The organism is Pseudomonas sp. Je.1.5.c, from assembly GCF_051129895.1.
Taxonomy (GTDB): domain Bacteria; phylum Pseudomonadota; class Gammaproteobacteria; order Pseudomonadales; family Pseudomonadaceae; genus Aquipseudomonas; species Aquipseudomonas urmiensis.
The window spans coordinates 30,557-51,638 of record NZ_JBCPSP010000036.1; the positions used below are offsets into that span (position 1 = coordinate 30,557).

At 60.6% G+C, this 21,082-nt stretch carries 13 protein-coding genes; 2 read left to right on the top strand and 11 right to left on the bottom strand.

Annotated elements, in window-relative coordinates; all coding sequences use genetic code 11:
* Positions 1-40: 40 nt before the first annotated feature.
* From AAZU54_RS21345 to AAZU54_RS21355, 3 genes are all read right to left on the bottom strand, one after another.
* Positions 41-1,189 (bottom strand): M14 family metallopeptidase, encoded by a 1,149-nt coding sequence (locus AAZU54_RS21345; protein ID WP_434727649.1) that lies wholly within the window; start codon positions 1,187-1,189, stop codon positions 41-43.
* 280 nt (positions 1,190-1,469) lie between these two features.
* Positions 1,470-1,985, bottom strand: coding sequence for a DUF4880 domain-containing protein (locus AAZU54_RS21350; protein ID WP_186554847.1), 516 nt, complete (start codon positions 1,983-1,985; stop codon positions 1,470-1,472).
* Positions 1,986-2,421: 436 nt separating this feature from the next.
* Positions 2,422-2,736 (bottom strand): DUF6124 family protein, encoded by a 315-nt coding sequence (locus AAZU54_RS21355; RefSeq protein ID WP_186554846.1) that lies wholly within the window; start codon positions 2,734-2,736, stop codon positions 2,422-2,424.
* Between the two features lie 128 nt (positions 2,737-2,864).
* Between AAZU54_RS21355 and AAZU54_RS21360 the strand changes: the two genes are divergently transcribed.
* Positions 2,865-3,518 (top strand): LexA family protein, encoded by a 654-nt coding sequence (locus tag AAZU54_RS21360; RefSeq protein ID WP_186554845.1) that lies wholly within the window; start codon positions 2,865-2,867, stop codon positions 3,516-3,518.
* A 156-nt stretch (positions 3,519-3,674) separates the two neighbouring features.
* Here the strand turns inward: AAZU54_RS21360 and AAZU54_RS21365 are convergent, their stop codons facing one another.
* The 4 genes from AAZU54_RS21365 to AAZU54_RS21380 are packed head-to-tail and all read right to left on the bottom strand — an operon-like array spanning position 3,675 to position 9,230.
* Positions 3,675-5,627 carry an acetyl-CoA carboxylase biotin carboxylase subunit gene (locus tag AAZU54_RS21365; protein ID WP_434727650.1) on the bottom strand — a complete coding sequence of 651 codons (1,953 nt, stop codon included), beginning with the start codon at positions 5,625-5,627 and terminating at the stop codon, positions 3,675-3,677.
* A complete protein-coding gene (locus AAZU54_RS21370) occupies positions 5,624-6,436 on the bottom strand; it encodes a gamma-carboxygeranoyl-CoA hydratase (protein WP_405130314.1) in 813 nt (270 codons plus the stop codon). The genes AAZU54_RS21365 and AAZU54_RS21370 overlap by 4 nt, the downstream gene beginning before the upstream one ends.
* A 3-nt stretch (positions 6,437-6,439) precedes the next feature.
* Positions 6,440-8,047 carry a carboxyl transferase domain-containing protein gene (locus AAZU54_RS21375; protein WP_186554842.1) on the bottom strand — a complete coding sequence of 536 codons (1,608 nt, stop codon included), beginning with the start codon at positions 8,045-8,047 and terminating at the stop codon, positions 6,440-6,442.
* A 19-nt stretch (positions 8,048-8,066) separates the two neighbouring features.
* Entirely contained in the window at positions 8,067-9,230 is a 1,164-nt protein-coding gene (locus AAZU54_RS21380; RefSeq protein WP_186554841.1) for an isovaleryl-CoA dehydrogenase, read from the bottom strand.
* 282 nt (positions 9,231-9,512) lie between these two features.
* Between AAZU54_RS21380 and AAZU54_RS21385 the strand changes: the two genes are divergently transcribed.
* On the top strand, positions 9,513-11,186 hold the full coding sequence (locus AAZU54_RS21385) for an AMP-binding protein (RefSeq protein WP_434727651.1): 1,674 nt from the start codon (positions 9,513-9,515) through the stop codon (positions 11,184-11,186).
* Positions 11,187-11,312: 126 nt separating this feature from the next.
* On the opposite strand, the gene AAZU54_RS21390 is transcribed toward AAZU54_RS21385, so the two are convergent.
* From AAZU54_RS21390 to AAZU54_RS21405, 4 genes are all read right to left on the bottom strand, one after another.
* Entirely contained in the window at positions 11,313-11,540 is a 228-nt protein-coding gene (locus tag AAZU54_RS21390) for a hypothetical protein (RefSeq protein ID WP_312152856.1), read from the bottom strand.
* A gap of 127 nt (positions 11,541-11,667) precedes the next feature.
* Entirely contained in the window at positions 11,668-20,244 is an 8,577-nt protein-coding gene (locus AAZU54_RS21395) for a neuraminidase-like domain-containing protein (protein ID WP_434727652.1), read from the bottom strand.
* 279 nt (positions 20,245-20,523) lie between these two features.
* On the bottom strand, positions 20,524-20,775 hold the full coding sequence (locus AAZU54_RS21400; protein WP_312153782.1) for a hypothetical protein: 252 nt from the start codon (positions 20,773-20,775) through the stop codon (positions 20,524-20,526).
* Between the two features lie 87 nt (positions 20,776-20,862).
* Positions 20,863-21,030: a hypothetical protein gene (locus AAZU54_RS21405; protein ID WP_186554838.1), complete on the bottom strand. Its 168-nt coding sequence runs from the start codon at positions 21,028-21,030 to the stop codon at positions 20,863-20,865.
* Positions 21,031-21,082 lie beyond the last annotated feature (52 nt).

The window sequence follows — 21,082 nt, forward strand, 5'->3', positions numbered from 1 at the left end:
TGCGTGGGAGCGGGCTTGCCCCGCGATGAGGGCGGTACAGTCAGCGCAAATCCCTGACCATTTTGCGCAAGGTTTCCAGCACTGCCGCCGCCAACGCCTTGGAACGCTCGCCCGACCACCCGGTACGCGCATTGGGCGCATCGTCATGGTCCTTGAACGGCATTTCCAGGGTCAGCGACAGGCAGTCATACATCTGGCCTACCGCGTTACAGGCCAAGGTCATGTTGGCCTGGCCCGGCTGGTCGCGGGTGTAGCCATGCTCGGTCTGAAAATCCTTGGTGACGCTGCACAGGGTGCTGCGGAACTGCTCCTCGAGCTTCTCGATCCGCGCCGTGTACCCAGGGTTACCTTCACAGGCAGCGGTAAACACATGGGGGATTTCTTCATCGCCATGCACGTCGATGAAGGCATCGACGCCATACAGCTTCATCTGCGATTGGGCGAAGAACACCTCGGGGCTGAGCTCGACACTGGCGTCCTGCCAGGCGCGGTTCAGATCCTTGCCCTTGAAGTTGGTACGCAGGTGGCCTAGGAAGGCGCCGTCAGGGTTCATGTTAGGGATCAGGTACAGGTCGGCCTCTGCAAGCAACGCCTGGATGCTCGCATCGTTGGCTTCAAGGCGATCGATCACGCCCTCCATGAACCACTCGGCCATGTGCTCGCCGGGGTGCTGCTGGGCGATCAGCCACAGCTTGCGTTTGCCCGCCGCGCCATCGCCTGCACGCAGCAGCGGGATATCGCGGCCCTGCACGCTGCGTCCGCTGGCCAACAGCTCGACGCCAGGGAGCTGGCGGGCACGTTCGATCAGTTGATTGTGGCGGGCGCGCGGATAAGGTTCGAAGTAGGCGAACCAGGCCTGCGGTTGCTCGGCCTGCAATTGGAACGTCAGGGCCTGGCCATCGAACTGGCTGGGCACGCGGAACCAGCTTTGCTGATCGTAGGAGGCGACTGCCTGATAGCCATCCCAGGCATTCTTGTAGGAAGACTGGCTGGCGTTGTCGAGGCTGAAGCGGTGGGTATGGCCCGGGGTCAAGCCGTCGACCTTGAAGTGGAACCATTGGAAGTGGTCGCTGTGGCTGTCAGGGCGGATGGCCAGGTGTACCCGACTGGGGTCGCTGGCGTCCTTCACCTGAATGTTGCCGGAATCGAAATCGCAGTCGATCTGCAGGGGGGACAGCGTCACGGTCATTGCCAGACTCCTGTGGCTTTTGTTGTGACGCTACTGTACACCCCTCGGTGGAGGGGTTGGTTCGAATGTTGTGCGGGTAAAGTGTTGCGTGGTGTCAGTGAGGTCGCTATCGCGGGGCAAGCCCGCTCCCACGCTGTCAGTGTTCAATGAAGCTGACAGTGTTCAATGAAGCTGACAGTGTTCAATGAAGCCGACAGTGTTCAATGAAGCTGTCAGTGTTCAATGAAACAGCACGTGGGAGCGGGCTTGCCCCGCGATAGCGACCTCATCGACCCACAAATCAGGCCCAGAAACCCAAGGCGAACAGGGCTGCGACGCCCAGCCCAATGGCAATCGAACAGCCCCCCAGCGACAACGCGGCCCGGCCTTGCCGGTACCAGTCATCGTGGCCTAACTGCCGCGCTGGGCCGAGCAGGCTGCGCCAGCGCAGCTCGGTCTGGTGAAACGCCTCAAGATGCGCGGGCGCTGCATCCAGCCAGCGGCGAAAATCAATCCGCTCGCACGCGGTCACCTGCGGGCTTTGCAAGCGCACATACCATTGCCCGGCGACACCGGCCAAGCCATCGCCGTGCGGGCGAGCGGCCTGCAACACTTGGTTCATATGCCGCTCGATACTGAGCAAGGGCAAATCGAGCCGGGCAGCGATAGCGGCAAAATCCAGTTGATCGAGGCGGTTGAGCAGAAACACTTGCTGCACCCGGCGCGGCAGGCGCTTGAGGGCATGCAGCAAGGCGTCATCATCCAGTGCTGCAGCAGTGTGCGGGGCGTGTTCAAGGGGCAGCAGCAGGCGGGTCATGGATTGCTCCTTGCTCAAGGGTAGGGGTGGGGGCATCTTCCCTAATGCGCAGCCAGCTTAATGGTAACGAGATTGATTCTCAAGTGCTGTTTGCGCAAAACGCTGTAACAACCGTTCACCAATTGACACACCTTTGCTATCATCGCGGCCATTCAAGCGGTAACCCTTCTTCATTAGCCTGAAGAGCCAAAAAAAAAGACCCGGCAAAAAGCCGGGTCAAAAACCGTGATTAGCCTGATGAGGAGATAATCTGAGAGTCCGACCTAAGGGCTCCAGGTTATCCAGCGGGTCTCGCGACCTGCTGAGTGCAATAATAATCGTTATCATTTGCCAGTCAAATGATATTTGTTTAATTCGGCAAAATACTTTTACCGATGCACTTCCTCGGTCCCGGCAATCGGGGCCATTGCCGTTAATCGGCTGTCACGTTTCTCCCTTATTTCCCTTCTGATTGAACCGCCTGCTTGTGCTCCAGCAGCGCCCTGGCCATGTTCACCATGTGCATCAGCGCCAGCGTGATCTCGCGGGTCATGCCGTCTTGGTGAACGGCGGTTTCGTGGGCGGTGGCTGCGGCGCAGCGCAGCAGGGCCAGCGCATGGTCGTGGGCTTCAGTGCTGGAAACCCCCGGCTGCAGGGCCCACAGCTTGTTGTCCAGGTTCGGCCGCGGTGGGGTGGGGTTGAGGTAATAGTCGAGGGCGCGGCGTGCGGCTTCGCTGTCGAGATCTGTATCTTCGTTTTTCTGCGGATTCATTTGGATACCTTCGATTTCCTTTCAAGGACAGTGAATGCCGAGCATAGGTCAATTTGTACTAATTAGCTCTCTGAAGATAATTCACAATGTGTATTGATGAGATTAATACAGCCCGTATTGTTCCGGTCATGGAAAACTGGATCGATTTTCTCTCGCGCTACAAGCGCGAACACAACCTCAGCCAGATCAAACTGGCCGAGCGCCTGCAGATGACCCAAGGCGGCGTCGGTCATTGGCTGCGCGGTTCGCGCAGGCCGACCTTGCAGACCATCAACGAGAAACTCGAAGTGCTGGGCCTGGTGTATTTGGAGGCGCAGGCGATGGTGGTCGAGCGTGATCTGGTGCGCGAGGCGCAGGGCAGTTACGCCACCGAGCAGCCGCTGTCGGCGCAAGCGTTGCGCTATGCCAGTTTTCGTTTTCCGGTGCTGAGTTGGGCGGATCTGCAGGAAGGGCTGCCCACGGCAAGCGAACTGCAAGAGCAGACCGACTACATGCCTGCGGGCAATGCCTACTGGCTGCCGGTGGAAAACGACTCGATGAATGCCGCCAGCGGCAAGAGCGTGCCCGAGGGCATGCTGATCCTGGTGGATACCGGGCTTGAGGTGCAGCCGGGCAAGCTGGTGATTGCTCGCCAGCCGGGCAAATCAGCGGTGCTGCGCCAGTTGATCGAGGAGGGCGGTGAACGCTTGCTTAGGCCGCTGAATACGCGCTATCCGACGGTTCTGTGCGAACCTGGGTGTGAGTTTCTAGGCGTGGTGGTGCGGGTTCACGGGATTTTTTAGATTTGGGATTTTGGGGCTGCTTCGCAGCCCTTCGCGGGCAAGCCCGCTCCCACAGAGAGCGCGCTGCACTTAGTTTCAACACAGTACCTGTGGGAGCGGGCTTGTCGGGGCGCCGAACCGCCGCGAAGGGCCGCAGCGCGGCCCCAAAATCTCCGATCAGTCAGCCAACTCGACCAACACCGCCCCTTCACTGACCATATCCCCCTCCTGACAGAACAGTGCCTGCACCGTCCCGCCCTGGGGCGCGCGAATGCTGTGCTCCATCTTCATCGCCTCCAGCACCACCAGCGCGGTGCCGGCCTCGACCAGTTGCCCAGGCTCGACCAGTACCCGCACGATGCTGCCGTTCATTGGCGCACTGAGCCCGCCCTGGTGGCTGTGGCTGGCTTCAGCCTCGGCAATCGGGTCGAACGCGGTAATGGCATGCATGTCGCCCTCCCAGCGCAGATACAGCGTGCCAGCCCGGCGAATGGCCAGATGCCGGCGGCGCAGGCCGTCGCGGTCCTCGCACAGCTGCTCGCCTTCAAGGCGCAAAGTGGACGGTGCACTGCGCTCCAGCGCCACGGCTTGATCTTGCCCAGCACTGGTCAGGTGCACACTGCTACGTGCTGGCAAGCCTAACCGCAAGCCCTCACGCTCATCCCACGGCGAGCCAGGATCGTCAGCGCGCAGCTGCGCAGGCGTGCTCTGCAACCAGGCCTCGGCAGCAGCCTGCCAGAACGCGGCGGGCAGCTCGCTGGCAGTCGGCAGCAACAGCTCTTGATGACGCGCAATGAAACCCGTATCCAGCTCTGCCGCGGCAAACGCCGGATGCGCGAGAATTCTGCGCAAGAAGGCAATGTTGGTTTTCACCCCGCCAATGGCGAACTCATCGAGCATCGCCAGCAAGCGCAGCCGCGCCTGTTCGCGATCTTCACCCCAGGCAATCAGCTTGCCCAGCATCGGGTCGTAGAACGGCGACACACTGTCGCCCTCGCTGACGCCGCTATCCACCCGCCGGCCTTCACCAGGCGCCGATTCGCGGTACAGGCTGAGGGTGCCCGTGGCCGGCAAGAACTCATTGGCCGGGTCTTCAGCATACAGACGCACCTCGATCGCATGGCCGATCAGCGGCACCTGCGCCTGGCTGATCGGCAGCGCCTCGCCACGCGCCACGCGAATCTGCCAGGCGACCAGGTCCAGGCCGGTAATCGCCTCGGTCACCGGGTGCTCGACTTGCAAGCGCGTGTTCATTTCCATGAAGAAGAACTCGCCGCGGGCATCGAGCAAAAACTCCACGGTGCCTGCGCCGACGTAACCAATCGCCTGGGCGGCACGCACTGCCGCTTGGCCCATGGCCTGACGCAACTCGGGCGAGAGCCCTGGGGCTGGCGCTTCCTCGACCACTTTTTGGTGACGACGCTGAATCGAGCAGTCGCGCTCGTTGAGGTACAGGCAGTTGCCATGCTGGTCGGCGAATACCTGGATCTCCACGTGGCGCGGCTTGAGCACGTACTTTTCCACCAGCATCCGCGAATCGCCAAACGACGACTGCGCCTCACGCTGGGCCGAGGCGAGGGCGTCAGCCAGCTGGCTTTCTTCCTCGACCACTTTCATGCCCTTGCCACCGCCGCCAGCGCTGGCCTTGAGCAGCACCGGATAGCCGATGCGTTCGGCGGCGGCGCGGAAGGTTTCCAGATCTTGCGCTTCACCGTGATAACCCGGCACCAGCGGAACACCTGCGTTTTCCATCAATGCCTTGGCCGCCGACTTGCTGCCCATGGCGTCGATGGCGCTGGCCGGTGGGCCGAGGAAGATCAGCCCGGCCTGTTCAATGGCGCGGGCGAAACCTGCGTTTTCCGACAAGAAACCGTACCCTGGGTGAATCGCCTGGGCGCCACTGGCCTTGGCGGCGGCCAGCAACTTGTCGATGTCCAGATAGCTCTCGGCAGCCTTGGCGCCGCCCAGGTCAATACGAATATCAGCTTCACGCGCATGCCGGGCTTCGCGGTCGATGGCGCTGTGCACGGCGACCGTGGTCAGGCCCATGGCCTTGGCCGTGCGCATCACCCGGCAGGCGATCTCACCGCGGTTGGCGACCAGCAGGGTGGTCAGCGTGGGTTGGCTCATGGGCGCGGTTCCTTATCAAAGTCTTGCCAGGCAGGGCGGCGTTTTTCCAAAAAGGCGCGCAGGCCCTCCTGGCCTTCGGGGCTGACGCGGATGCGGGCGATGCTGTTTTCACAGTAGCGGCGCACGGCCGGGGTCAGCTCGCCATGACCGACTTCACGCAGCAACTCCTTACTCACGCGCAGGGCCTGGGGGCTGTTGAGCAGCAGGTTGTCGACCCAGGCCTCGACCTGCTGCTCAAGCTCGGCGCCAGGGTAGGCCTCGGCCAGCAGGCCCAGCTCGCGGGCGCGCAGGCCGCTGAAGCGTTCGGCGGTGAGCGCATAGCGGCGTGCGGCGCGCTCGCCGATGGCCTTGACCACGAACGGGCTGATCACCGCTGGCGCCAGGCCGATGCGCACCTCGGACAGGCAAAACTGGGAGTCCTCGGCACCAATGGCCATGTCGCAGCAGCTGATCAGCCCCAGGGCGCCGCCGAAGGCCGCGCCTTGCACCACCGCCACAGTTGGCAGCTTGAGGTTGTGCAGGTTGTACATCAGCTCGCCCAGTTCATGGGCGTCGTCCAGGTTGGTGTTGAAGTCCAGCTGCGCCGATTGCTGCATCCAGGCCAGATCGGCGCCGGCACTGAAGTGCCGGCCACGGCCGCGCAGCAGCACGAAACGCAGGCTGGCGTCGGCGCCGAGCTGGTCGATGGCGACGATCAGCTCGCGGATCATCTGCGCGTTGAAGGCGTTGTTCTTGTCGGCGCGGTTCAGCCACAGGGTGGCGAAGCCGCGCGGGTCCTTGATCAGTTCAAGGGTGCTGAAATCGCTCATGGGTCACATCCGGAATATGCCGAAGCGGCTCTGTTCGATGGGCGCGTTCAGCGCGGCAGACAGCGCCAGGCCGAGCACGTCGCGGGTTTGTGCCGGGTCGATGACGCCGTCGTCCCACAGCCGGGCGCTGGAGTAGTAGGGGTGGCCCTGGCGCTCGTACTGATCGAGGATCGGCTGCTTGAGCTTGGCCTCATCGTCGGCGCTGAAGGCCTGGCCGCTGCGCTCGCTCTGCTCACGCTTGACCTGCGCCAGCACCCCAGCGGCCTGTTCGGCGCCCATCACGCCAATCCGCGCATTGGGCCACATCCACAAGAAGCGTGGGTCGTAGGCCCGCCCGCACATGCCGTAGTTACCCGCGCCAAAGCTGCCGCCGATGATCACGGTGAACTTCGGCACCTGGGCGCAGGCCACCGCGGTGACCAGCTTGGCGCCGTGCTTGGCGATGCCGCCTTCTTCGTATTTCTTGCCGACCATGAAGCCGGTGATGTTCTGCAAAAACAGCAAGGGGATGCCGCGCTGGCAGGCCAGCTCGATGAAGTGCGCACCTTTTTGCGCAGCTTCGGCAAACAGGATGCCGTTGTTGGCCAGGATCGCCACCGGGTAGCCGTGCAAGTGGGCAAAACCGCACACCAGGGTGGTGCCGAACAGCGCCTTGAACTCATCGAACACCGAGCCGTCGACCAGCCGCGCAATCACCTCGCGCACATCAAACGGCTGCTTGGCATCGGCTGGCACCACGCCGTACAGCTCATCGGCGGCATACAGCGGCGCCACTGGCGCCTGGCGTTGCAGCTTACCGAGCTTGTGCCAGTTGAGGTTGGCCACGCTGCGCCGGGCCAGGGCCAAGGCGTGCTCGTCGTTGTCGGCATAGTGGTCGGCCACGCCGCTGGTGCGGCAGTGCACGTCGGCGCCGCCCAGGTCTTCAGCGCTGACCACTTCACCCGTAGCGGCCTTCACCAAGGGCGGGCCGGCGAGGAAGATGGTCGCCTGCTGGCGGACCATGATCGCCTCGTCGGCCATCGCCGGCACATAGGCGCCGCCAGCGGTGCACGAGCCCATCACCACGGCGATTTGCGGAATGCCCAGGGCGCTCATGTTGGCCTGATTGAAGAAGATCCGCCCGAAATGCTCGCGGTCCGGGAATACTTCATCCTGGCGCGGCAGGTTGGCCCCGCCCGAATCCACCAGGTAGATGCACGGCAGGCGGTTCTGCAGGGCGATGGTCTGTGCGCGCAGGTGTTTTTTCACCGTCAGCGGATAGTACGAGCCGCCTTTGACCGTGGCGTCGTTGGCCACGATCATGCACTCGACACCTTCGACTCGGCCAATGCCGGCGATCACCCCGGCAGCGGGGACGTCTTCGCCGTACACCTCATGGGCGGCCAATTGGCCGACCTCAAGAAACGCCGAGCCGGCATCCAGCAAGCGGTCGATACGCTCACGTGGCAGCAATTTGCCGCGCGAGGTGTGCCGCTCCTGGGCCTTGGGCCCGCCGCCCTGCGCGATGTGGGCGAGCAGGCCGCGCAGGGCCTGGACCTGTTCGAGCATGGCCGCGCCATTGGCGGCGAACTCTGCCGAGCGCGGGTTGATCTGGGTATGCAGGATAGCCATGGGCGCCAGTTCCTTTTGCTCAGCGGGTTTCGTTGAACAGTTCGCGGCCGATCAGCATCCGGCGAATCTCGCTGGTGCCGGCGCCGATTTCGTACAGCTTGGCATCGCGCAGCAGACGCCCCGCCGGGAACTCGTTGATGTAGCCGTTGCCCCCCAGAATCTGAATCGCCTCAAGAGCCATTTGCGTGGCGCGCTCGGCGGTGTAGAGGATGACCCCAGCGGCGTCCTTGCGGGTGGTCTCGCCACGGTCGCAGGCCTGGGCTACGGCATACAGGTAGGCGCGGCTGGCATTGAGTTGGGTGTACATGTCGGCGATCTTGCCCTGGATCAGCTGGAACTCGCCGATGCTCTGGCCGAATTGCTTGCGGTCGTGGATGTATGGCACCACCAGGTCCATGCACGCTTGCATGATCCCGGTCGGGCCACCGGAGAGCACCACGCGCTCGTAGTCCAGCCCGCTCATTAGCACGCGCACGCCGCCGTTGAGCTGGCCGAGGATATTTTCTTCGGGCACCTGGACGTCATCGAAGAACAGCTCGCAGGTGTTCGAGCCGCGCATGCCGAGCTTGTCGAACTTGTTGCTGCGGGTAAAACCTTTCCAGTCGCGCTCGACGATGAACGCGCTGATGCCGTGGGCGCCCTTGTCCAGGTCGGTCTTGGCGTAGATCACGTAGGTGTTGGCGTCGGGGCCGTTGGTGATCCAGGTCTTGCTGCCGTTGAGCACGTAGTGATCGCCGCGCTTCTCGGCGCGCAGCTTCATCGATACCACGTCGGAGCCTGCGTTGGGTTCGCTCATGGCCAGGGCGCCGATGTGCTCGCCGCTGATCAGCTTGGGCAGGTATTTCTGCTTCTGCTCGTGGCTGCCGTTGCGGTTGATCTGGTTGACGCACAGGTTGGAGTGCGCGCCGTACGACAGCGCCACCGAGGCCGAACCGCGGCTGATCTCTTCCATGGCCACCACGTGGGCCAGGTAGCCCAGGCCGGCACCGCCGTATTCTTCCGGCACGGTGACGCCGAGCAGGCCCATGTCGCCGAATTTGCGCCACATGTCGGCGGGGAACAGGTTGTCCTGGTCGATCTGCGCGGCGCGCGGGGCCAGTTCGGCCGCGACGAAGGCCTGCACCTGTTCGCGCAGCATGTCGACGGTTTCGCCCAGGGCGAAGTTCAGGGACGGGTAATGCATGTGGGGCACCTTCTTGTTCTTGGCTAGGCCTGAGTGAGCTTGGCGCGTGGGAGCGGGCTCGCCCCGCGATGGCGTCTATCAATATCAGTATGGCCCTGGATGCCATTGGATTGCTGTCGCGGGTCAAACCCGCTCCCACGCTGCTTGTAACCTTTACGTTAACGTAAACCTGGCTCACTTCACTGTCAATCCGCTCATGACCTTTACGTTAACGTAAATCTGCGCCAGAGTATTCGTCGCTTGCTTCAGTCATGCCCAGAACAACCACAAGAAGGGACAGTCATGAATCAACCCAGCTACACCCGCGGCCGCCAGGACCGGCCCTTGCTCGAGCAGACCATCGGCCAGGCCTTCGCTGCCACCGTGGCCCGTCATGCCGACCGCGAAGCGCTGGTGGTACGCCACCAGGGCGTGCGCTATACCTGGCAGCAGCTGGCCGAACAGGTCGATGCGCATGCCCGCGCCTTGATGGCGCTGGGCGTCAACACAGGCGATCGGGTCGGCATTTGGGCGCCCAACTGCGCCCAGTGGTGCATCCTGCAGTTGGCCAGCGCCAAGGTCGGCGCGATTCTGGTCAACATCAACCCGGCTTATCGCGTTGCTGAGTTGGACTACGTGCTGCGCCAGTCCGGCTGCCGCTGGCTGGTGTGCGCCGATGCCTTCAAGACCTCCGATTACCACGCCATGGTGCAAGCGCTGGTACCTGAGCTGGCCACAGCAGCCCTGGGCGAACTGGCCAGCGAAAGCCTGCCCCAGCTACGCGGGGTGATCAGCCTGGCCGCCCAGCCGCCGCAAGGCTTTCTGCCCTGGCAGGCGCTTGCCGAACGGGCAGGGCAGACGTCGCTTGAGGCCTACACGGCCCGCCAGCAGAGCTTGCAGTTCGACCAGCCGGTAAACATCCAATACACCTCCGGCACCACCGGTGCGCCTAAAGGGGCGACGCTCAGCCACTACAACATCCTCAACAACGGCTGGATGGTCGGCGAAAGCCTGGCCCTGACCGAGCATGACCGCATGGTGATCCCGGTGCCGCTGTACCACTGCTTCGGCATGGTCATGGCCAACCTGGGTTGCATCACCCATGGCAGCACCATGATCTACCCCAACGACGCCTTCGACCCCGAGCTGACCCTGCGCACGGTGGCCGAAGAGCGCGCCAGCATCCTCTATGGCGTGCCGACCATGTTCATCGCCATGCTCGACCACCCGTCACGCCAGCAACTGGACCTCTCAAGCTTGCGCAGCGGCATCATGGCCGGCGCCACCTGCCCGATTGAGGTGATGCGTCGGGTCATCGAGCAGATGCACATGGCCCAGGTGCAAATCGCCTACGGCATGACCGAGACCAGCCCAGTCTCACTGCAAACCGGCCCGGACGACGAACTGGAACTGCGCGTGACCACCGTCGGCCGCACCCAGCCACAGCTGGAAACCAAGCTGATCGATGAGCACGGCTGCATCGTCGCCCGTGGCGAGATCGGCGAGCTGTGTACCCGCGGCTACAGCGTGATGCTCGGCTACTGGGACAACCCCCAGGCCAGCGCCGATGCCATCGACCCGGCGCGCTGGATGCACAGCGGCGACCTGGCGGTGATGGACGAGCAGGGCTATGTACGCATCGTTGGGCGCAACAAGGACATGATCATCAGGGGAGGGGAGAACATCTATCCGCGCGAGCTGGAAGAGTTCTTCTACACCCATCCGGCAGTGGCCGATGCCCAGGTGATCGGCATCCCGTGCAGCAAGTATGGGGAAGAGGTGGTGGCCTGGATCAAACTGCATCCCGGGCATACGGCGACGGTTGAGGAATTACACAGCTGGTGCAAGGCGCGCATGGCGCATTTCAAGGTGCCCAGGCATTACCGCTTGGTGGATGAGTTTCCGATGACGGTGACGGGCAAGGTGCAGAAGTTTCGCATGCGCGAAATCAGCCTTGCAGAAATCGGCAAGACCTGATGACTTGAAGCACCTCTCTACCTAGAACGGCGACGACGAGCTTGAGCCGACGGTCGCCAAGCCTCGGGCACTGTCGGCTTCGAGCTGTAAACCGCTCAGCGCGAAGGCCGACGAGTGCACGGGCTATCAATTGTCATTTAGCATTTTTAACAAATCATCAACGGTCTCAAGGCGCTGGAAATCGTTCGCGGATAGAGTGACGCCGAATGTTGAGTTAAGGGTGTGGGCAAAGAAATTCGTATCTACCGTGAGCTCCTCGATCTTTGTTGTTTTGCTGATGTCTTTGAGAGTTGTTATGCGGTGATGTATCAGGTCGATTAATTGCTCAAGTGTGATGTTTTGTGAATGACTCATGGTGGCTTCCTGGTTGTGGGTAAACATACAGCGCTTGCTCGCGCCTGTAGCGGGTGCAATCACATGTGGAGTCTGCGGCGAGCGTGTCTTCGCCCGGGCTGTATATGGGTAGCTGGGCTGGCTGTGATCATTTGCTAATTTTCTTGATGTCCTTGAGTTCTAGTGTTCTGTCCTTTTTAGTTCCGTACTCATAGAAAGTTATACTGGTTTCGTTCACGGTGTTGAGATGGCCGTATGTACTCTCGCCGTTTCGGAACTTAATCTTCATGTTGGAGCTATCCCGGTGCGCTAGTGCTTCAGCCAGAACTCTCTTTGTCGTGTTGATGTCCTCAGCGGCGATCCGGGCTGCTGCCACTTTATCCGCCGCGTCTTTAGCCTCCTGAGCCGCACGTTCAGCCTCGGCTACAGCGTTATTGATATCCTCCAGCGTTGTAGCCTGTTCGGCTTTTTCCCTGGCGGCCTTGGCTTTTTTGGCTGCGGTCTGGGCTTCGGTGAGTGCCGCAGTGGCTTTGCTCAGCTCGGCGGCGGCTTCGGGGGCTTTGAGCACGTCGGCGCTGGCGTCGGTTTGTGCCTGTGCGCTCGACGCGTTGGCGTCTTGCTCGGCTTTTCGGGCCTTGGCCAGGGCATTGGTGCGGCGTTGTGTGGCCAAATCCTCGGCAGCCTTGCGGGCTGCTGCCGCTTTATCCGCCGCGTCTTTAGCCTCCTGAGCCGCATGTTTAGCCTCGGCCACAGCGTTATCCAAACCCTCCACCGTTGTAGCCTGTTCGGCTTTTTCCCTGGCGGCCTTGGCTTTTTTGGCTGCGGTCTGGGCTTCGGTGAGTGCCGCAGTGGCTTTGCTCAGCTCGGCGGCGGCTTCGGGGGCTTTGAGCACGTCGGCGCTGGCGTCGGTTTGTGCCTGTGCGCTCGACGCGTTGGCGTCTTGCTCGGCTTTTCGGGCCTTGGCCAGGGCATTGGTGCGGCGTTGTGTGGCCAAATCCTCGGCAGCCTTGCGGGCTGCTGCCGCTTTATCCGCTGCATCTTTAGCCTCCTGAGCCGCATGCTCAGCCTCGGCCACAGCGTTATCCAAACCCTCCACCGTTATAGCCCGTTCGGCTTGTTCCCTGGCGGCCTTGGCTTTATCTGCTGCGGTCTGGGCTTCGGTGGCCGCCGCAGTGGCTTTGCTCAGTTCGGCGGCGGCTTCGGGGGCTTTGAGCACGTCGGCGCTGGCGTCGATTTGTGCCTGTGCGCTCGACGCGTTGGCGTCTTGCTCGGCTTTTCGGGCCTTGGCCAACTTGTCGGCGGTTTTGCGCGCCGCTTCTGTTTTGTTGAATTCGTTTAGTTCACGCTTGACGGCGTCACAGAAAGCAACTTCACCTTGGTAGGCGGAGATAATAAGTTTTACGGTAATATCCTCCACTATGAATGTTCCCTTGTCGTTGTATAACCCAGGGTGACAGGCCGCGTCAGTCGGGAAGGTGAGGGTATAACTTGAAATCAATCCTGTGCCTTCAAAGACGTTATAACGTGATTTGTCGGTCATCGCTGGCAGCACGTCATAGGGCAGTGGAGGTCGGGAGGCTGCTGAAATGGCCATGTACTGGTCGACACGCAAATTGGTTTTTATAGCGTCATGTCCCTCCCGCTTACCGGCGTAGAGAAGCGCCATTGCTTCGACGTTTGGCTCCAGCAAGACGGTGCTCGAGGTCTGCCGTAGCATTGCCGACACGGTGTGTAGACCGCTGGCCATTCTGTTGTACTTGATGAATTCGACATCAAGATCTTCAATGCGCCTCAGATAGTGCCCGGGGAAGTGAGCGTCAAAATGGTGGGGGGCTAGTTCGAAATAAATTGTGCCCTTCTCAATGTGTTCTTTTAGTTGATCCTGGCTCCAGCCCTTTATCTTTCTCAGTGAGACATTCGCGTGGACAATCAGCGGCCGATGATTATCGCGCACGGCAGCCACGTCCATCAGCATCAGGTCGCGTATCAGTGCCTCGCCGGCGAGCATGCCCCGCCAGTTGTCCAGCCAGGCGCCAGGTTTGATCCAAGTGGTCTTGAAATCAGCAAGTTCATACTGCAGGCAAGCCTCGGCCATCAGGCACAACGAGAGCGTGGCATCGTAAGCGCTGTTGTAGATCTCCGACAGGCGCTCGATCAGCCAGAGGTAGGTGGTGCGGTTGGGGAATACCGAGGTCATCACCTCGTACTCGGCCTGGTGGGCCTGGCGGGTGGCGTTGGTTTCTTGCAGGGCGATGCGGGCGGCTTTGATATGCACGTCCCGTTCGCGCAGTTGTTTGTCGAGAATGTTGAGCTCGTGACCAGCCTGTTCGATTTCGTAGTTCCATTGAGCCTGGCGCAGGAAATAGTCTGCGAGTTGAAACATCGAATTGCTTGTGGTTTCGATGGTTTCGGCCGCTGCTTCAATCGCATTTGCCACTGACTCAAAGCATTCATTTGGGCTATGGCCGCCGCAGGCCATTCCGAAAATTGTCGGCACCACTGCCGCTTTGGCGGCGACGGCATACAGGGGGATTGCAGCTATGCGTGTAGCATACGATGCGGTTCCAAGCCCAATGCCGGCAAGCGAAAGGTTGTCTATGCGAACGTCATCCTTCAATTGCTGGTAGTGGTGCAAGCGGTGATGCGCCATCTCTTTGGCGGTCAGAACGGTCTCACGCTCTCGCTGGGCCAACTCAAGCGCCTGTTCTTGAAGTTGGTAAGGGAAGTCCAGCAGCTTGATCAGGTTACGCTTGCTGAGCAGCTCAAGCTGCTGGGTCGCTTCGGTCTGGTAGTAGCCCAGCAGGGTCTGCCCCATGCCAATCAGTTGCTGTACCGCCTCTCCTGCGCATTTGCGCACTTCCGCATAACGCAGAGGCGGCACCACCCGGGCTTTGCTCGCCTTGCTGCTTTGGTCCTGGTCTGCGCTGCCATGGCCCAAGGCGAGCCGGTCGATGACGTCGGGGTCGAGCATGATCGAGGCGGGCTTGCCATCCAGGGTCAGACCGTGGCGTAGGTTGAACAGGCGATTGCGCAGCAGATTGCGTAGCTCGACCAATTTGTTGTTGAGCGGCGGTGTAAAGGCGCTTGAACGGGCATCGTCCAGCGACGGTGGCTGGGCGGGTGCGCTCGACAGGTTTTCCGGCAGCACACCGATCAGGCGCAGGGCCTTGTCGTAGCACAGCGCCGCCTCGACCAGTGAATCGAGGGTGAGCAGGCGGTATTGGTCGTCACCCTGGCGTTGCCAGTTGCCCACCACGAACAGGTGCAGAGCCTTCTGGTAGCGTTCAGGCTCGGCGTAGGCCAGCAGGTCGGGGTCGTTCGATTGGGCGGCGACAGCATAGCCGACGTCGTCGAGCAGTGCTTGGCTGAGCCAGTGCTTCGGTGGGCGGTCACCTTCGGGCACCCAGGTGCGGTACGGGTCGAACAGGTAGCGGGTACAGCAGCGCCAGGCCTGGCTGTATTCGCGGTTCTGGCGTTGCAGCCAGGCAAGCAGGAACGGAACGTGGAAGAACAGTTCCCAGAAGTACAGACCGTTGGCACTACGGAAGTCGACGGTGGTACCCGAGCTGCCGGGTTCCAGGGGCGGCTCTGGTAGATGCTGGGCTTTCCACGACAGGGCCTGCTCAACCGACTGGCTGGCCAAGGCTACCAGCTGTTTGCCGAACAAGGTGTTGAGGCGCAAGCTTTGTACGCTCAGCTTGTCCTTCGTGTCTGCTTTCTCATTGGCCTCAGCCAGATCAAGGTAAAGTGCCTGCTGGTCGTTACGCCTGATGAACACGCTAGGCACGGCATCATCTTCTTTGCTGACCAAGGTGTAGACCTCTTCGACAGAGGCGAGCGGCTCGTCGTCTATCGCTTCATCGAAGGCTTCAAGCTTGATCGTGTACTCAGTGATGTCCCGGTTGAAAGGGTATTGGCATAGCACTTGGGACAGGTCATTTTTCAGCAGCACGTCCTCGAAGACCATGGTGTGCTCGGGGCCGAGGTAGAGCAGGATTCTGAGGCAGCTTTCAGGGTGGTAGTGGCGTAGCCGAACAGCAGCTTTTAACAGGTCATCTGGCAAAGTACTGTCTGCCAGCTTAATTTCTTCGGCTTCTTTGTCGATAAAGGCGGTGATGGCGTCGGCCGCCTTGCTGTTATTTGATGTTCGAGCCATGGTGATCGCTTCGCCATAGGCCAAGCGGCTCTGGTCGTTGGTGCCCTCGGTTATCCCGAGCTGTGAGTTGTATTCAGAGAGCGTGGTGTAGCGGGTTTTCAATAGCGCTTTTTTTAATGCGTTGAAGAGGGGCAGTTTTGCGCTGGCGAGCGTTTTTAGTTGGCTCAGAACTGGAGTTTCGAGTTGTTGTGAGTCTTGGTTGGGTAAGGTCCAGGTTGGATGGGATGCATTGTGTGGTGTGATGGTTGATCTGGTTTTAACTTGTGAGGGTCGTTGGATAGATATAGGTGTGAGCTGGGCGGTGGGCCACTCGGATCTATTTTCACCATAGGAGGCGGTTGTGGGGCAGTATATTTCCTTCGAGTTTTTAAGTTTTTCAAAGGCATTTTTTTTGATGGTGACGCTGAACTTTTGTTGTGCAAAGTGTTCTTTGAATAGCATGTCATCTTTTGTTAATAGATCGTTTTGGGATGGGAGTTCGAGGTATAGGCGTATAAGTTTGTACGCATCCTTTGATATGTGAGTGGCACTTACAAGAAGTTCGTAATCTTCGTTGTTATTTGTCTCGCGGACTTCGATTGCGATGGTTGCGATATTTCCGTAACCCTTTTCGTTTACGATAAATGGCTTTAATGCAAATAGTGTTCTGGGTAACCAAATGTTCTGCGGGTCTGCCCAGATTTTGATTTGTTTCTGATCGGTTGAAATTTGCGCTGTAAAATCTATTTTCCCAATAGGCTGAATACCATATTTCTTCCCCAACTTACTCTCTGGCGTAGTCCTACTCCACGTGTGTTGCTTCTTGGTATCTGCCTTCGGTTCCAGATCGATTGATGGGCCTTTGTACGGGTGCTGCACCGTCCTTGGGTCATCGAACAGTTTCAGCCAATTAGTCGCCAATTTACTTTGAATGGTTTTTTCTTCGTTGCCTATGTCGAGTGATCTATTTTCCAGTAACAATAGGTCCTTCATTACAATGAAAGAGGTGGCATCTTTTTTGGCGCTTGGGGAGGCGTCGAACAATAGAACGGTTAGCCATGGGTCATCCAGGCGATCACCTTCAATATTCACCATTACCATCAGGCCAGGCTTGAAATCTTTGGTTTTCAGGTAATTATTGCTGCTCGATGTACCATTGGCTTGCGTGTCATTTTTGGCAATTGGCGTGAATGCGCCCTGGTCATCATGCCCATCCAGACATATCAGTTCATTGGCAGGGGTCCACATACCGTCGGTCTGCTGGTAGCTGAAACAGACCCGTAACGCATAGTAGGGGCTGGGTTTACTGTCTTCGCCTATGATCGCGGTGGTGTCGCGTTCCACCCACACGGCATAGCGGCGGCCTGCAATAACGACCGGACGGACCAGATCGATATGCTCACGCGAGTCGTTCGCAAGCAGGCTTTGCTCTGTGGCGTTATCGACCAAGAACTGTTCCTTCTTCGCGGCTTCTTCCTCAGCCGTTCCCTGTCCTTTTACGTAAACCAGCGTTTTGGGCAGTGGTGTCACCGCCATCTGCCCGCTGACCGTCAAGGTGATCTTTTCCCACTCGCTCCACGCCAGCATGCTGGGCGCGCGCTGCTTGTCGAGTTGTTTCATATCCAGCGTGCGCCAGTAATACTCGGTAGGCTCCACGTTGGTCTTGCCGATGAAATGGTAGGTATCGGTCAACGGTGAAGTACCGTCGGCATACACCGAAATCGGCTGGATATTGCTGACTGTCTCAAAGCTGCTGAGGTAACCCAGCATCGCAATCTGCACGTCATCCGCCGTGCACTTGCCTTGGGCGAGTGCGGTTTCCAGATCCTTGAACGCGGTGGTCTTGCGGTGGCGACGGGTGGGGTCGATGAAGTTTTGCGGCTCGTTATGCGCGTCCTTGCGCAGCTTCCAGCGTTCGTAGCTGCTGCTGAAGGTTTCCCACTCCTCACGCTCCTCTTCGCTGATCTTGCTGTTGCGGTAGCCGTTTTCCAGGTTCGAGTGGATCTGATGCAGGTAGCGCTGCAGGCTGGCGGTGGCCGAGAGCGTGCGGGTGGTTAGTGGTTCGTGGGACACCTGAAGGTCCATCAGCAGGTAGTCGGCCAGGGTCTGCGGGCTGCTGATCCAGCTACGCGCGGCTTCCTTGGGCGCCCAGTTGACGATCATCCATTGCATCAGCGCGTCGCGCCAGGCCAGGCTCAGTTGTGCGTCGAGCGCTTTGCGCTGTTTGTTGGAGCAGCCTTTGCGCAGGGCGACGGCTGCTTGCTCGAAGGCCCCGTACTCCTTGGCCTTGGGAAGTGCGCCCAGTTCGAGCAGGGTGTCTACCGCCAGGCGGTGCTTGTTCGCCTGTTCCAGCAGGCGCAGTAGCCGATCGAGCTCACCCAACGTCGAGGGCGGCGCGATGCCTGCCAGGGCGCTGAGCGCGCCGCTGGGTTGGTCGAGCAGCCGTTCGAGTTCGCTCCAGGCCTTGTCGACCCGCGAGCCTTGCAGTGGGCCGTTGGTCTGCGTGTCGAACTCGGCCAGGTAGTGCAAGACATCGGGCTCGCCATGGCCCTGTGCAAGCCTGGCCAGCAGAGCCTTGTAGCGACTGAGTTGATAGACGGTGGTGAGGTCGAGGGGGCGCCAGGTGTTCTTCTTCTTGCCCTCCAGGGTGAACCAGCCAGGGTTCAGCGAGACTTGCTGGAGCATGGTGGCGCTGAGCTTGAACAGCTTCACCAGGTCGCTCAGGCGCTGCAGCGTGGACCACTGAAGATAGTCGCTGGCCGTGAAGCAGCTGAGCGGTGTGGCGCCTTGGGCACTTTGCTGGGCAATGGCTTCGATCCTGTCAGCAAACGCCTTGGCGTCGACCTTGGCCCAACGCAGCAGGGGTTCCACCAGATTGTCGGCGTTAAGGCCAAGCGCAGTGCGTAGTGCCAGGTGCAGGGCGTCGGGGCTTTGGGCAAGGCCGGGTTTGAATACAGTTTCCCATGCCCTCGAAGTGTACGGGGCCTGTTGACTCAGGACCCTGGCCAATCGCTGGGTATCCAGCCCCTGCTGCTGCACCCACTCCATGGCATGGGCCACGCCGGCGATCACGTCGACGATGTCTGCCTTGCCGGCTTCCCCCAGCAGGCTCGGTTTGCCGGCCAGTTGCTGACGGTAGACGGGTTGCTCTTCCATCAATAGCTCGAGCAGGCACAGCCCTTGCTGGGTCGAGGTGCCGAACAGGCGTGCCAGGGCAACGATCCGGTAGCAGGCCGAAACCACCGCCAATGACCGCGTTGGCTTGGCCAGCCCTTGGGCGCTGTTGACCCAGCCGAGGATGACGCGCAAAAAAGCGTTGTCCACGTTCAGTGCCAGGCAGAGCTGTTTTATGGTCAGCCCGTCGCTAGCACTGGTGGCCAGGGGATCGAACTCGCTGTCGTCGAGGCATAATACGGGGGCTGCGGGATTGGCATCGTCACCGTTGGCTGGAGCAAACAACTGGTCGTAGAACGACACCTGTCGGTCAGTGGCGTAGGGCGAGATCGCATCGAGGAATGCGGCATATTGCCAGGGGGTGACCCGGTATTTCTGCTGTAGATGACGGAACATACCCAGGGCGCGCAGGGTGTTGCCGGTCAGGTGATAGTCGGTCTGCTGGCCCTCGGCACGCAGCGCGGCCATCACCAGGCTATCGCACTCCGCGGCGTTCAGGCCCAGGGCACGCTGCACGCGCAGAATGCGTTGCATGCGGTCGAGGTGCGCGTTCGTGAGGCCGGTGATGACCACGGTCTTCTTCGCCGACGGCTGCGCTGGCTGCGGCTCGGTGAGGGATAGTGGCGTCGCGCCATTGTTGATGAATGCCGCGCCGTGCACCGCGCTCGATGGGACGGCTGCCGAGCTGACATGGGCGCTGCGGTTCACTGCGGTTTTACCCTCACCGACAGCATTGACGGCCAACAGCTGGCGCAGCTCGCGACGTGTAAGCCCCAGAGCCTTGGCCATTTTCCGTGTGGTATCGACGGACGTCAGTGCGAGGCTGTCCTGGCCATTTTCGCTCAGCAGCACTGCCTGCAGTTGGGGCGCGAAGCCGTTGCTCAGGGACGTGGCGGAGCGCTGGGCAGCCTGCGTGAGGTTGTCGAAGGTGAAGCTGGGGTAGGTTGCATGGGCGCTGCTCAACACGTCCCAGAGCGGCATGTTTTTGGCTGCCAGCGTGGCCTTGATCGATTCCCAGGCAGCGTGGTAGGGCACGTTGGCGTTATACAGCCCCTTGGCTACCATCGGCTGCAGCGTTTGCTTGGCCGTCAAGGCCTCTTTGGCACGGCTCTCTAGCAGGCCGAGGGCCAGGCGCACCTTGGGCAGGATTTTACGGCTGTTCTTGTCGTCGAGCGTCAACGCCAGCAGGTCGGGGCGGCGCTTGAGCAGGGTGATCGGCGCGCTGATCTTCGCCCGCACCTCGAATGCCTGGATCAACTCCTTCAGATGCACCAGATAGGCCAGCCGGCTATTGTTGGCCATCAGCGCCCCGGGTGCGCAGCGGGTCTGGTCGTCCGGGAACAGGCGCATGTACGTGGCGGCATCATTTCTTTCGGCGGGGGTGGTGCCAGCGGCTGGTGAGGTGAGTTCGTTCATCGCCTGAATCCTTTGCAAACGAAGAGGGGCAGGGGGTGCAGGCACAGTCGCTGCTGTGTGCATGAGGGGATGAGCAGACGCTACGCCTGGGAGGGAACTGGCGCACCTGGCAGAATTACTAGGTGCTGTGAGGTAGGTTTTACTGCTTGGGGAGCAGGGCTTAGGGACGGGTAAGCCTTGGCTTTTTCGCGGGCAAGCCCGCTCCCACAGGGGCCTGCGCTGGTTTGCGGTTGTGGTGAGCCTGTGGGAGTGGGGCTGTCTGGTGGGGCGAGGATTGGGCTAGCGGTGTGAGGTACCAGGCGGTTTACTCGCGGCGGCGCTCAGGGCAGTGACCAAGGTATAGATCGTGGTGCGGGGCTCACGCTTGAATTCGACCGTGAACTGCTCTTGTAACTTTTCCATGGCGCGGTCGATCTTGTTTGGGTCGATCTCCCGCAATCGCGTGCCAAGCGTGGCGTAGCCGACGCCAGCTTCTTGCAGCGCATCGAACAGGCAGCGTTCACGTTCCACGCGGGTGAGCAACTCATCCATGCTGGGTTCTCCTGTTGTTGTTCGAGAGAACCCATCATCGGAACCTGGCGCGATTGCCGCTACTGGCAGAGTTATCAGGCCGTTGGTCTATCCTTTGGCTTTCACCGGTGGCTCCTGGCTCGGCGGGTCACCCACGGTTGGCGGCACGGTCGGCTTGATCGGCAGCTCGTTCGGCTCTTGTTCGGGCACCGGCGGCGGCAAGCTGGGGTCGTCGATGTTCGGATCGGGAGTTTCCGGTGGAATGGGAATGTTCATCGCCTGTCCTCGCTGGGGTGTTCAGAGGGTGTAGAGGCTTTGATCCGGGCCT